Here is a 13444-nt window from a genome sequence, read left to right on the forward strand (position 1 = left end):
GGAGGCGCAGGCGACCCTGCGCCGGCTCCGCGAGATCCAGGCCGCCGAGGCGGCCTCGTGCGAGGCGCTGGCGGCCCTCGCGGAGGGCGGCCACGACGCGGTGGCCGACCGCCTCGAGGCCGCGGGCTTCGGCCGCCGCACCCGCCCGAGCGCCGGCGCCGTGATGGAGCGCCTGCGGGCCCGGGCGAACCCGCCGCGCGGTCCCGGGCCCGAGACGCCCGCGCCCCGGGATTCCGCGCCCCAGGGTCCCGCGCCGCAGGGCGCCGCCTGAGCCATGAACGCCCGCACCCCTCACCCCTCACCCCGCGCACGGACACCCGATCCCATGAACCCGCAGACCCCGCAGCACACCTCCGCCTGGGTGGCCTTCACGTACGCCTCCTTCATCGGCTCCGCCACCATGGTGGCGGCCGGCATCCTGTTCACGCCCCTCGACTTCTGGATCAAGAGCTACCTCGCCATGGGGGTGGTGATGCTGGTCCAGTCCTGCGTCACGATGGTCAAGACGATGCGGGACGTCCACGAGGGCAAGCGCTTGGTCAACCGCATCGAGGATGCCCGGGCCGAGCGCCTGCTCATGGAGATGGGCAAGGAGTGAGCCGGCGCGACGCCGGCGGCGGCCGGACATCGGATCGCCGCAGATCATGCCAAAACACGCTAAGACGTCGTGGGCGCCGCCTCGCCCACGGCGCCGGTTCACGCGCAAGGGCCCCGCCCGTCACCCACGAAGGGTCTCGATCATGTCCGGATCGCTGATGGCCACCCGGCGCTTCGCGCCGCTGTTCTGGTGCCAGTTCTTCTCCGCCTTCAACGACAATTTCCTCAAGAACGCCCTCGTGTTCCTGATCATGTTCGGGGCCGGCCGCGCCGGCGCCGGGGCGGACGGCGGCTCGGCGGCCCTGGTGACGCTCGCGGGCGCGGCCTTCATCGCGCCGTTCTTCTTCCTCTCCGGCCTTGGGGGCGAACTCGCCGACCGGCACGACAAGGCCTGGCTCGCCCGGCGCCTGAAGGCGGCCGAGATCCTGGCCGCGGCCGTGGCGGTGCTGGGGTTCTGGCTCGCCTCGGTGGGGATCCTGTTCGCCGCGCTGGTGCTGTTCGGCACCATCGCGGCGCTGTTCGGGCCGATCAAGTACGGCATCCTGCCCGACCACCTCGCCCGGGCGGAGCTGCCGGCCGGCAACGCGCTCATCGAGGCGGCGACCTTCCTCGCCATCCTCGTCGGCACCATCGCGGGGGGGCTCGCCGTCACCCACGGCGGCAGCAGCGCCTTCGGGGTCCTCGTCATGGGCTTCGCGGTCCTGTGCTGGCTCGCGAGCCTCCTGATCCCCCGCACCGGCGAGGCCGATCCGACGCTGCGGGTCGACCCCAACGTGCTGCGCTCCACCGGCGCCCTGATGCGCGACCTCTACGCCGACACCCGGCTGTGGCGCACCGGGCTGATCACGAGCTGGTTCTGGCTCGTCGGCGCGGTGGTGCTGGCGCTGCTGCCGGCTCTGGTGAAGGGCACCTTCGGGGGCGACGAGACCGTCGTGACCGTGCTCCTCGCCATGTTCTCGGTCGGCGTGGCGCTGGGCTCCGGCCTCGCCTCCTGGCTCTGCGCCGGGCGCATCGTGCTGCTGCCGACGCCGTTCGCCGCGCTGGCGATGGGCGTGATCTCCCTCGACCTCGCCCGCGTGGCGGCCGCGACGACGCTGCCGGCCGCCCCCGTCGGGGCCCTCGACTTCCTCTCCAGCCTCCGGGGCCTGCACGTCGCCCTCGACTTCGTGCTCCTGGCCGCCAGCGCCGGCCTGTTCATCGTGCCCTCCTTCGCGGCCCTCCAGGCCTGGACGCCCAAGGAGCGCCGGGCCCGGGTGATCGCGGCCTCGAACGTGCTCTCGGCCGGCCTGATCGTGCTCGGCGCGGCCGGCCTCGCGGCGCTCCAGAGCGCGGGCCTCTCCGCGGCCGGCCAGTTCCTGATCGTGGCGCTCGCGAACCTCGCGGCCGGCGCGGCGATCCTGGCGGTGCTGCCGACCAACGCCTTCCGGGACTTCCTGTCGATCCTGTTCCGGGCCTTCTACCGGCTCGAGGTGCGGGGCCTCGAGAACATCGAGAAGGCCGGCCCCAACGCGATCCTGGCCCTCAACCACGTCAGCTTCCTGGACGGGGGGCTGGCGCTCTCGCTCACGGAATCCGAGCCGACCTTCGCGATCGACCACGGCATCGCGCAGCGCTGGTGGGTGAAGCCCTTCCTGTGGCTGACGAAGGCCCTGCCGCTCGATCCCACGAAGCCCATGGCGACGCGCCGCCTGATCAACGCCGTCAAGGCCGGCGAGACGCTGATCATCTTCCCCGAGGGCCGGCTCACCGTGACCGGCAGCCTGATGAAGGTCTACGACGGGGCCGGGCTCATCGCCGACAAGTCCGGCGCCCTCGTGGTGCCGGTCAAGATCGACGGCCCGGAGCAGACGCTGTTCTCGCGCCTGTCGCGGGCCCAGGTGCGCCGGCGCTGGTGGCCGAAGATCACCGTGACGGTGCTGGAGCCCGTGCGGCTCGCGGTCGATCCCGCCCTCAAGGGCAAGGCGCGCCGGCAGGCCGCCGGGGCGGCGCTCTACGGCATCATGTCGGACCTCGTCTTCCGCACCGCCCCGATCGACCGGACCGTCTTCCGCGCCGTCGTCGAGGCGGCCGAGCGCGAGGGCGCCCGCCGGGTCGCGGTCGAGGACCCGGTGGCGGGCCGGCTCACCTACCACCGCCTCCTCGTCGGCGCGCGGGTGCTCGGGGGCAAGCTGCGCCCCCTCGCGCCCCAGGGCCGGGCCCTCGGCGTGATGCTGCCGAACGCCAACGGCGCCGCCGTGACGGTGCTCGGCCTCATGTCCGCCGGGCGGGTGCCGGCGATGATCAACTTCACGGCCGGCGCCGCCAACATCCTCAACGCCTGCCGGGCCGCCGAGATCGACACGATCGTCACGGCGCGCTCATTCGTGGAGAAGGGCCGGCTCGACGCGCTGGTGGCGGCCCTCGGCGGGAGCCTGCGGATCGTCTACCTGGAGGACGTGCGCGCGACGGTCGGCCTCGCCGACAAGCTCGGCGGCCTGCTCAACTGGCGCCGGCCGCTCGCGGCGCGGCGCCCCGACGACCCGGCCGCGCTCCTGTTCACCTCGGGCAGCGAGGGCACGCCCAAGGGCGTGGTGCTGTCGAACCGCAACATGCTGGCCAACGCCGCCCAGGCCCAGGCGCGGATCGATTTCGGCCGCACCGACAAGGTGTTCAACGTCCTGCCGGTGTTCCACTCCTTCGGGCTCACCGTCGGGCTGGTGCTGCCCCTCGTCTCCGGCGTGCCGGTCTACCTCTACCCCTCGCCGCTGCACTACCGGATCGTGCCCGAGCTGGTCTACGGCTCGAACGCCACCATCCTGTTCGGCACCGACACCTTCCTGACGGGCTACGCCCGCGCCGCCCACCCCTACGACTTCCGCTCCCTGCGCTACATCCTGGCCGGAGCCGAGCCGGTGAAGCCCCAGACCCGCAAGACCTACGCGGAGAAGTTCGGCCTGCGCATCCTGGAGGGCTACGGCGTCACCGAGACGGCGCCGGTGCTGGCGCTCAACACGCCGATGTTCAACCGCTTCGGCACCGTCGGGCGGATCATGCCCGGCATGGAGGCGCGCCTCGAGCCGGTGCCGGGCGTGGAGGAGGGCGGGCGGCTGTTCGTGCGCGGCCCCAACGTGATGCTGGGCTACCTGCGGGCCGAGGCGCCCGGCGTGCTGGAGGCGCCCGCGGGCGGCTGGCACGACACCGGCGACATCGTGACGATCGACGAGGCCGGCTTCGTCACCATCCGGGGCCGGGCCAAGCGCTTCGCCAAGGTCGGGGGCGAGATGATCTCGCTCGCGGCCGTCGAGGCGATGGCGGCCGAGCTCTGGCCCGAGGCGGCCTCGGCGGTGGCGGCCGTGCCGGACCCGCGCAAGGGCGAGCGGCTGGTGCTGGTGACCGAGGGCCGCGGCGCGACCCGCGCCGCCTTCCAGGCCCACGCGCGCTCCCGGGGCGCCAGCGAGCTCACCGTGCCGGCCGAGATCCTGGAGGTCGAGCGGCTGCCGCAGCTCGGCTCCGGCAAGGTCGACTTCGCCGAGGTGACCCGGCTGGCGCGCGAGCGCGCCAGCGTGCCGGCCGCCGCCGAGTAATGGGTCTGTCAGGCGGCGCGAGGGAACCGGGCGAGGCGGCAGGGCGGGCGGCCCGGGGCTGATGCCGCGGGCCGGCGGCCCTATCTCCGGCGGGGCCCGCTCCCCGGAGACCCCAAGGCCATGCCGACCCTCGCGCGCGACGATTCCAGCCTCCTCGTCATCGACCTCCAGGGCCGGCTGGTGCCGGCCCTCGACGGCGGGCCCGCCCTGGTGGAGCGGACCGCCAAGCTGATGCGGGCCGCGGGGCTCCTCGCCGTGCCGGTGCTCCTCACCGAGCAGAACCCGAAGGGCCTCGGGCCCACCGTGCCGGACCTCGACCGCAGCGGCCACGCCGTGCTGGCGAAGACCCACTTCGACGCCTCCCGGGCCGAGGGCTTCTTCGCGCACCTGCCCGAGCGCCCGGAGGTGGTGGTGACGGGCGCCGAGGCGCATGTCTGCGTGCTCCAGACCGTGCTCGGCCTGATCGGGGCCGGCCGCCGGGCCTACGTGGTCGAGGACGCGGTCGGCTCCCGCGCACCGGCGAGCAAGGCCGCGGCTCTGCGCCGGATGGCGCGGGCCGGGGCCGAGATCGTCACCACCGAGATGGTGCTGTTCGAGTGGCTCGAGGATGCGGGGCATCCCCGGTTCAGGGAGATCATGGGGCTGGTGAAGTAGCCCCGGAGCGGGCCCCTCCGCCGCCGGCGTTCCCCCCGCCGCCGGCGCTCCCCCCGCCGCAGGCGGGCACGAGGGGCGTCACGCCGGCCGAAAGGTCTGCGCCACCATGCCCCCCCGAAAAAGCCCTCGCGCTCACCAGCCTGAGGCGCGTCGGCGCGGCGAGTTCGCAGAACAGCGGCCGGCCCCTGCCCGGCGCCGCGGGGCGCACCGCCAGGATGGACGCGTCGACCCGTCCCCGGGCGACGAGGCTGCGGGCGAAGCCGACGCCGCGATGGGCGACGAGGTCCGGCAGCGCGCCCTCGCTGCCCCGGCCACGGACGGTCCCGGCATCCCCGGGGAGCCCGCCCCGGCCCTAATCCCAGATGTCGGCGTGCAGGATCTCCTGCGCCAGCGCCCGGCTCGGCTCGCGGTGCAGCCCCGGCCCCGCCAGGATGAACTCCACGTCGGCGAGGCGCGGCAGGTCGGCGCCCGGGAGCTCCTGGAGACCGTCAGGGATCAGGCTGCGGGGCTGCACCATCAGGCCGACGCCTGCGAGGGCCGCCGCCCGCAGCCCGCTCAGGCTGGCGCAGGTGCACGTGATCCGGAAGGCGCGGCTCTCCTGCGTCAGGGCCGCGAGGGCGATCGCCCGGGTGATGCTCGGGGCCGGGAAGCTCGCGAGGGCGACGGGCTCGCCCCGCTCCGGCAGGGCCGTCGGCAGGCCGACCCAGACGAGGCGGTCGCGCCGCACCAGCGTGCCCTGCGTCTCGCCGACGTGGCGCTTGCCGAGCACGAGGTCGAGCTCGCCCCGCCCGAGCGCGTCCGTGAGCAGGCCGGTGAGCGCGACGCTGAGCTCGAGGTCGACGGACGGGTAGGCCTCGCGGAAGTCGCGCAGCACGTCCGAGAGCCGGCTCTGCACGAAATCCTCCGAGGCGCCGAAGCGCACCTTGCCGCGCAGCGCCCCGCCCGCGAGCGTGCGCTCCAGGCGCTCGTGGGCGTCGAGCACCGTGCGGGCGAAGCCGAGGACCGCCTCGCCCTCCGGGGTGAGGGCCACCGAGTGGGTGTCGCGGGCGACCAGGCGTCGGCCGAGCTGCGCCTCCAGGCGCTGGACGTGCTGGCTCACGGTGGACTGGCCGAGCCCGAGCTGCTCGGCCGCCCGGCTGAAGCTGCGGCTGCGCACCACCGCCGTCAGGGTGCGCAGGAGGACCGGGTCGATCAGGCGGGTCATCCGGGCCGTGCTCCCGTATCCTGCATGAGCGGGCGGCAGCTTATCGCGTTTCGCGATAACTGTAATCCCGCGCCGCACCGTACCCTTCGCTGCGCTGCGGGATTAGGTGGGAGCCACGCCCCCTTGCCCCCCGCCAGGTTCCCCATGCTCGCGCGCCTCCGCCCCGACACCTTCACCCTGATGCTCGTCGCGACCCTCGCGCTCGGCACCCTCGTGCCGGTCGACGGCCGGGCGGCCGAGTGGCTCGGCACCGTCGCCAACGCGGCGATCGCGCTCCTGTTCTTCCTGCACGGCGCCCGCATCGACCGGCGCACCGCGCTCGCGGGCCTCGTGCACTGGCGCCTGCACCTCGTGGTCTTCGCCTCGACCTTCGTGCTGTTCCCGCTGCTCGGCCTCGCGGCCGGCCTGCTCAGCCCGACGCTGCTCACGCCCGCCCTCGCCGCCGGGGTGCTGTTCCTGTGCGTGCTGCCCTCGACGGTGCAGTCCTCCATCGCCTTCACGGCGGTGGCGGGCGGCAACGTGCCGGCGGCGATCTGCTCGGCCTCGGCCTCGAACATCCTCGGCATGGTGATCACCCCGGTCCTCGTCGCGCTCCTGCTCAACGCGCAGGGCGCAGGCTTCGACTGGGAGGCGGTGGGCAAGATCATGCTCCAGCTCCTCGTGCCCTTCGCGCTGGGCCAGGCGCTCCAGCCCCGCCTCGGCGCCTGGCTTGGCCGCCGCAAGGGCCTGACCACCGCGGTCGACCGCGGCTCGATCCTGCTGGTGGTCTACCTCGCCTTCAGCCACGCGGTCGTCACCGGCCTGTGGTCGCGCACGCCGCTCCCGGCGCTCGCCACCATGCTGGCCGTCGACGTGGTGCTGCTCGCCGCCGTGCTCGGCATCACCACCGCCGCGAGCCGCATCCTCGGCTTCTCGCGGGAGGACGAGATCACCATCGTGTTCTGCGGCTCGAAGAAGAGCCTGGCCTCCGGCGTGCCGATGGCCAACGTGATCTTCGCCGGCCAGGACGTCGGCGGCATCGTCCTGCCCCTGATGCTCTTCCACCAGGTGCAGATCCTGGCCTGCGCGGCCCTCGCGCGCCGCTACGCCGCCCGGCCCGGCCCGGCCGCCGAGGCGCGGGCGGCCCGGCCGGCGGCGCTGAATCTCGCGTCCCGTTGACGAAGGATTCACCGCCCGGGGGCATTCTCCCCTGGAGCCAAGTTGCGTACCGGCTCGGTCCAGCGAGCGGCCCCGTCGCGCAAGTCCAGCGCGGCGGGGCCGCGTGGTTTCGGGCAACCCCGCGCGGTCCCGTTGAGGGATCGTTCACCGTATCGCTTCAGCCGCCGGACACCGGTCCGCGCCTAGGCTCCCGGCCTCGCCGGGCCGTCGAAGGGCCCGGCGCCGCCCGGAGGCTGCCCGATGAGCGCGATCGTCCTCCCCCGCCGCGACCTCGGCGCGGTGCCTCTGCGGCGCGTGCTGCACCGGCTCGGCCTGTGGCTGATGGCGGGCTTCATCTTCTTTGCCTGCTTCGCCTTCTCGGACACCTCGCCCTACGACATCGTGGCGATCCCGACGATCCTGCTCTGGCTGATGCTCGGCATCCGGCTGTACCGGGGCGCCGTGCCGCTGCTGCTCGTGCTGCTGGTCTACGTCGGCGCCACCGTGCTGGCGCTGCTGCCCTACCTCAACGAGGACAGGCCGGGGATCTGGACGGCGCAGCTCGGCTACCTCGCGATCACCGGCGTCTTCTTCGCGATGTTCTTCTCCGACGAGACCGACCGGCGGGTCGAGCTCGCCCTCAAGGTCTACACCGCCAGCACGCTGTTCTGCGGCCTGCTCGGCATCGGCGGCTACCTGGAGCTGATCGGCAACGAGGACCTGTTCAGCAAGTACGGGCGCGCCTCCGGCACCTTCCAGGACCCGAACGTGTTCGGCTCCTACCTGACGCTCGGCGCGCTCTACCTGATGCACAACCTGCTCACCGGCCGCGCCCGGCGCCCGATGCTGGCGACGCTCGGGCTGGTGATCCTGCTCGCCGGGGTCTTCCTGTCGTTCTCCCGCGGCTCCTGGGGCGGCACGCTGGTGGCGACCGCCCTCACGGTGACGGCGGTCTACCGCACCGGCACCTCGCGGGCGCTGCGCCGGCGCATCGTGGTGCTGACCGGGATGACGGCCGGGCTCGGGGCGCTGGCCCTCGTCGGCCTGCTCTCGGTCGGCAACGTGGCCGAGACCTTCGCCAAGCGCGCCGCCGTCACGCAGGATTACGACGAGGGCGAGACCGGGCGCTTCGGCAACCAGCTCCGCGGCATCGGCATGCTGATGGAGGACCCCCTCGGCATGGGGCCCCTGCGCTGGCGCCTGACCTTCAACCTGGAGCCGCACAATTCCTACATCGGCGCCTTCTCGAACGGCGGCTGGGTCGCCGGCGTCGCCTTCGTGTTCCTGGTGGGCATGTCGGCCCGGGTGGGTTTGCGGCTGATGTTCGCGCCCTCTCCCTACCGGCGCCACGCCCAGATCGTGGTGCCGGCGCTGCTGATGTTCTTCCTCCAGGCGGTGCAGATCGACATCGAGAAGTGGCGCCACGTCTACATGATGCTCGGCATGGTCTGGGGCCTCGAGGCCGCCCGGGTGCACTGGCGGGCGCGGCGGGAGGCCGAGGAGGCGCCCTGAGCGCGGGCGGGCCCGCGGGGCCGGCGCGCGCGCCCCGCGCGAGCCTGATTTCCCCTTCGCGATTTCCCCTTCGCGGCAAAATGCTCTAGAGCCCAGCGGCCCCGCGCCCGCGGCGGGCCGGGGGGCCCGCGACGGGCCCCGGCCGGCGCCGACCCGATCCCTGTGAGCCGCGATGTCCAAGCCCGGAAAGGCCGTGAAGGCCCACACCCTCAAGCCCCGCCTGCCGCGCGGCCTCGTCGACCGCGGGCCCGCCGAGATCGCCGCCACGCACCGGATGCTGGAGGCGATCCGCGAGAGCTTCGAGCTCTACGGCTTCGAGGCGGTGGAGACGCCGTTCATCGAGTACACCGAGGCGCTCGGCAAGTTCCTGCCCGACCTCGACCGCCCCAACGAGGGCGTGTTCTCGTTCCAGGACGAGGACGAGGCCTGGCTGTCCCTGCGCTACGACCTGACGGCGCCCCTCGCCCGCTACGTCGCCGAGCACTTCGACGCGCTGCCCAAGCCCTACCGCAGCTACCGCGCCGGCTACGTCTTCCGCAACGAGAAGCCGGGTCCCGGGCGCTTCCGCCAGTTCATGCAGTTCGACGCCGACATCGTGGGGGCGGGCAGCGTCGCGGCGGATGCCGAGATCTGCATGATGGCCGCCGACACGCTGGAGCGGGTCGGCATCGCCCGCGGCGACTACGTGGTGAAGGTCAACAACCGCAAGGTGCTCGACGGCGCCATGGAGGCGATCGGCCTCGGCGGCGACGCGGAGGCGGGCCGGCGCCTGACGGTCCTGCGCGCCATCGACAAGCTCGACCGCCTCGGCGCCGACGGGGTCCGGCTCCTGCTCGGCGCCGGCCGCCGGGACGAGAGCGGCGACTTCACCCGCGGGGCGGGGCTCCCCGACGAGGCGGTGGAGCGCATCCTGCGCTACGTCTCGTTCCAGGCCGCGCCCACGGACGGCGGCGACCGCCTGGCGTTCTGGGAGAGCTTCTTCGGCGGCTGGGGCGACGTCGTGGGCGGCTCCGAGACCGGGCGCCAGGGCATCGCCGAGCTGCACGCGATCATGCGGCTGTGCGAGGCGGCGGGCTACGGCCACGACCGGATCCGGGCCGACCCGTCCGTGGTGCGCGGGCTCGAGTACTACACGGGGCCGGTCTACGAGGCGGAGCTGACCTTCCCGGTCACGAACGAGGAGGGCCAGACCGTGCGCTTCGGCTCGGTGGCGGGCGGGGGCCGCTACGACGGCCTCGTCGGGCGCTTCCGGGCCGAGCCGGTGCCGGCGACCGGCTTCTCGGTCGGCGTCTCGCGGCTGTTCTCGGCGCTCCAGCTCGTCTCCAGCCCGATCGTCACCGGCTCCGCCGCGCGGGGGCCCGTGGTGGTGCTGGTGCTCGACCGCGAGGAGATCGCGTCCTACCAGGCCCTCGTGGCGGCCCTGCGCCAGGCCGGCATCCGCGCCGAGCCCTACCTCGGCGCCTCCGGCATGAAGGCCCAGATGAAGTACGCCGACCGCCGCGGCGCCCCCTGCGTGGTGATCCAGGGCAGCGACGAGCGCGCGAGCGGCACCGTGCAGATCAAGGACCTGATCGAGGGCGCCAGGGCCGCCGACGCCATCGCCAGCAACGCCGAGTGGAAGGCCACCCGGCCGGCCCAGTTCTCGGTGCCCGTCGCCGAGATGGTGGCGCGGGTGCGCGAGGTGCTGGCGCGGCACGACGGGGCCTGACGGGATGCCCTCCCGCGGCGCGCCGGCGCGGGGTGCGGGACGCGGCGCCCGCCGCCGTCCCGCCAGGACCTCGCGCCGTCCCGGGCGCCCGCGCGGACGCCCCGGCGCGCCGCCCCGGACCGGCTGAGAGCCGCCCGGTCCGGTCGAGGCGGCCGCCGCTCCCGGCCTCCGCTCTCGTCGCGTCGTCGGCGACAAACCGGTTTCCTTCGTCGGAAATTGCTCTAGAGCGTCGTGCGGCGACGCGGGCACCGCCTCGCCGCGAGGATCGTGCGGCCGGGACGGATGCCGGGCCGGCCCCGCCTCGGCCGGGACCGCGCGCGGGGCCGGCGCGCGGGGCCGGACGGGGGCGCCACCATGATGGATCGATGGACCAATGACGGGTAACGGAGCCGCGGCCCCCCGGCCGGCGGCGGCCCACGAGGATCTCCTCGCGCTGTTCGAGGACCGGGGCTACGCGCGGGTGGAGCCGCCGGTGCTGCAGCCGGTCGAGCCCTTCCTGGAGCTGTCGGGCGAGGACATCCGCCGGCGCATCTTCATCACCCAGGACGGCGCCGGGGCGGAGCTGTGCCTGCGGCCGGAATACACGATTCCCGTCGGGCGCCACCACCGCGCCACCGCGGGGGCCGGGCCCGCCGAGTACAGCTATCTCGGCCCGGTGTTCCGGCTGCGGGCCTCCGAGGCGGACGAGTTCCACCAGGCCGGCATCGAGTCCATCGGCCGGCCCGACGTGCCGGCGGTGGATGCCGAGATCCTCGGCCTCGCCCTCGACGGGCTGGAGCGCCTCGGGCGACGCGACATGCGGGTGCGCCTCGGCGACATGGGGCTGATCACGGCGCTCCTCGAGGCCCTGCGGGTTCCCCCCGCGGCCAAGCGCCGGACCCTGCGGGCGGTGGCGGCCGGGCGCTCGCTCGACGAGCTCGCGGCCCCGCCCGCGGTCGATGCCGCCCATGCGGGCCTCCTCAGCGCCATCCAGGGCCAGGATCCCCAGGGCGTGCGGGCCTTCGTGGAGGACGTGCTCGCCATCGCGGGCATCAGCCGGGTCGGCGGGCGCAGCGCCGGCGAGATCGCCGAGCGCTTCCTCGCCAAGGCGGCGGCCCACGCCGAGGGCGGGGCGGGCCTCGGCGCACGGGCCCGCGAGGTCATCGACGCCTACCTCGCCCTCTCGGGCGACCCCGACGCCGCGGCCGGTGCGGTGCGCGCGCTGACCCGCGGCGCCGGCCTCGCGGATCCGGGCCTCGAGGCGGCGCTCGCCCTGTTCGAGGAGCGCAACGGCTTCATCGCGGCCCGCGGGCTGCCGCTCGAGCGCTTCACCTTCGCGGGCAGCTTCGCCCGCAACCTCGACTATTACACGGGCTTCATCTTCGAGGTCGCGGAGGCCGAGGGCGCCAAGCCCGTGGTCGGCGGGGGCCGCTACGACGGCCTGCTCCAGCACCTCGGCAGCCCCGAGCCGCTGCCCGCCGTCGGGTGCTCCTTCTGGCTCGAGCGGCTGGAGGCGCGCCGATGACCGAGACCCCCGCCCAGGGCGGCCCCCTGGTCCTGGCGGTGCCCTCCAAGGGCCGCCTCCAGGAGAACGCCGCCGCCTTCTTCGGCCGCGCCGGCCTCACCCTCGCCCAGACCAGCGGCGCCCGCGACTACCGCGGGCGGCTCAAGGGCGTGGCCGACGTCGAGGTGCGCTACCTCTCGGCCTCCGAGATCGCCGGCCAGCTCGCCAGCGGCGCCGCGCACCTCGGCGTCACCGGCGAGGACCTGATCCGCGAGACGCTCACCGATGCCGGGGGCCAGGTCGAGCTCCTGACGCCGCTCGGCTTCGGCCAGGCCACCGTCGTGGTGGCGGTGCCGCAGGCCTGGATCGACGTGCGCACGATGAGCGACCTCGACGAGGTGGCGAGCGACATGCGGGTGCGCCACGGCCGGCGCCTGCGCATCGCCACGAAGTACGTCAACCTGACCCGCCGCTTCTTCGCCGCGCACGGCGTCGCCGATTACCGCATCGTCGAGAGCCTGGGCGCCACCGAGGGTGCGCCGGCGGCGGGCAGCGCCGAGATCGTGGTCGACATCACCACCACGGGCGCGACGCTCGCGGCCAACGCCCTGAAGGTGCTGGACGACGGCGTGATCCTGCGCTCGGAGGCGAACCTCGTCGCCTCGCTCGCCGCGCCCTGGGGCGGGACCGCCCGCGGCGCCGTCCAGGCCGTGCTCGGCCGGATCAGCGCCGAGGAGCGCGCCCGCACCACCCGCGAGGTCCGGGCCGGGATGCCCGTGGCGGGCGAGATCGACCTCGCGTCCCTGGCGGCCCTGCACCAGGCGGAACTGCCCTACGGGATGCCGGAGGGCCGGGGCGAGATCGTGCTGCGCTGCCCCGGCGACGCGGTGTTCGACCTCGCCGACGCCCTCGTGCGGGCCGGGGCCCTGGCGGTGAGCGTGCGGCGCATCGACTACGCCTTCGCGGCCGAGAACCCGCTGGTCGAGCGCCTGCTCGCGCGGATCTGAGGACCGGCCGGTGACCGACACCCTCGCGGGCCTGCCGCCGTCCGGGACGGAGCGCCTCGCCCTGCGGCCCCTCGAGGAGGCGGACGCGCCGGCCCTGCAGCGCATCTCGGACGATCCGGCGATCACCGGGGTCGTCCACATCCTGACCTCGCCGTTCGGGCTCGCCGAGGCCCGCGGGCTGATCCGGGGCGACGGCCGCGGCCGCGACCGCTTCGTCGGCGCCTGGCGGCGGACGGACGGCGCCCTCGTCGGCGTCGTCGGCACGCACCTGCGCGGGCGGGACCGGATCGAGATCGGCTACTGGGTCGCGGGCGCCGCCCAGCGCCAGGGCTACGGGCGCGAGGCGGTGGCCGGGATCATCGCGCTCCTGCGGCGGCACGCCCCCCGCCGGGCCATCGTGGCCGAGTGCCGCGAGGCCAACCTGCCGTCCTGGCGCCTGCTGACCGGGCTCGGCTTCGCGCCCTCGGCGGAGCCCGGGACGCGGCCGGGGCGCCGGCTCCTGGTGCTGGCGCAGCCGCCGGCGGCGGGCTGAAGCCGGCCGGGGCCGCGGACGTTGCCCCGGGCCCCCTCGGGGAGCGC

At 74.7% G+C, this 13444-nt stretch carries 10 protein-coding genes and 1 pseudogene; 10 read left to right on the plus strand and 1 reads right to left on the minus strand.

The genetic code is table 11. From position 1 onward, the window contains the following. The 4 genes and pseudogenes from DT057_RS35555 to DT057_RS21075 form a co-directional block, all read left to right on the plus strand. Positions 1 to 271, plus strand: a pseudogene (locus DT057_RS35555) (hypothetical protein); the annotation flags it as partial. 54 nt (positions 272 to 325) lie between these two features. After that, positions 326 to 598: a YiaA/YiaB family inner membrane protein gene (locus DT057_RS21065; protein WP_128564069.1), complete on the plus strand. Its 273-nt coding sequence runs from the start codon at positions 326 to 328 to the stop codon at positions 596 to 598. Positions 599 to 740: 142 nt separating this feature from the next. Beyond that, positions 741 to 4160: an acyl-[ACP]--phospholipid O-acyltransferase gene (locus DT057_RS21070; RefSeq protein ID WP_128564070.1), complete on the plus strand. Its 3420-nt coding sequence runs from the start codon at positions 741 to 743 to the stop codon at positions 4158 to 4160. A gap of 120 nt (positions 4161 to 4280) precedes the next feature. After that, a complete protein-coding gene (locus tag DT057_RS21075; protein WP_128564071.1) occupies positions 4281 to 4814 on the plus strand; it encodes an isochorismatase family protein in 534 nt (177 codons plus the stop codon). Between the two features lie 352 nt (positions 4815 to 5166). On the opposite strand, the gene DT057_RS21080 is transcribed toward DT057_RS21075, so the two are convergent. After that, positions 5167 to 6018, minus strand: a complete 852-nt coding sequence (locus DT057_RS21080) for a LysR family transcriptional regulator (protein WP_128564072.1) — start codon at positions 6016 to 6018, stop codon at positions 5167 to 5169. A 144-nt stretch (positions 6019 to 6162) separates the two neighbouring features. Here DT057_RS21080 and DT057_RS21085 point away from each other — a divergent pair, with 144 nt between their 5' ends. From DT057_RS21085 to DT057_RS21110, 6 genes are all read left to right on the plus strand, one after another. After that, positions 6163 to 7176, plus strand: coding sequence for a bile acid:sodium symporter family protein (locus DT057_RS21085; RefSeq protein ID WP_128564073.1), 1014 nt, complete (start codon positions 6163 to 6165; stop codon positions 7174 to 7176). Between the two features lie 240 nt (positions 7177 to 7416). Beyond that, the gene (locus tag DT057_RS21090; protein WP_128564074.1) at positions 7417 to 8667 is read left to right on the plus strand and encodes an O-antigen ligase family protein; all 1251 of its coding nucleotides are present in this window, start codon (positions 7417 to 7419) and stop codon (positions 8665 to 8667) included. 172 nt (positions 8668 to 8839) lie between these two features. Further along, on the plus strand, positions 8840 to 10375 hold the full coding sequence (hisS, locus tag DT057_RS21095) for a histidine--tRNA ligase (RefSeq protein WP_128564075.1): 1536 nt from the start codon (positions 8840 to 8842) through the stop codon (positions 10373 to 10375). Between the two features lie 373 nt (positions 10376 to 10748). Beyond that, complete coding sequence (locus DT057_RS21100; protein WP_128564076.1) at positions 10749 to 11879, plus strand: ATP phosphoribosyltransferase regulatory subunit; 1131 nt, start codon at positions 10749 to 10751, stop codon at positions 11877 to 11879. Then, positions 11876 to 12865 (plus strand): ATP phosphoribosyltransferase, encoded by a 990-nt coding sequence (gene hisG / locus DT057_RS21105; protein WP_128564077.1) that lies wholly within the window; start codon positions 11876 to 11878, stop codon positions 12863 to 12865. Before DT057_RS21100 ends, hisG begins: the two co-directional genes overlap by 4 nt. A gap of 10 nt (positions 12866 to 12875) precedes the next feature. After that, on the plus strand, positions 12876 to 13397 hold the full coding sequence (locus tag DT057_RS21110) for a GNAT family N-acetyltransferase (protein WP_128564078.1): 522 nt from the start codon (positions 12876 to 12878) through the stop codon (positions 13395 to 13397). Positions 13398 to 13444 lie beyond the last annotated feature (47 nt).

Source organism: Methylobacterium crusticola, assembly GCF_003574465.1.
Taxonomy (GTDB): domain Bacteria; phylum Pseudomonadota; class Alphaproteobacteria; order Rhizobiales; family Beijerinckiaceae; genus Methylobacterium; species Methylobacterium crusticola.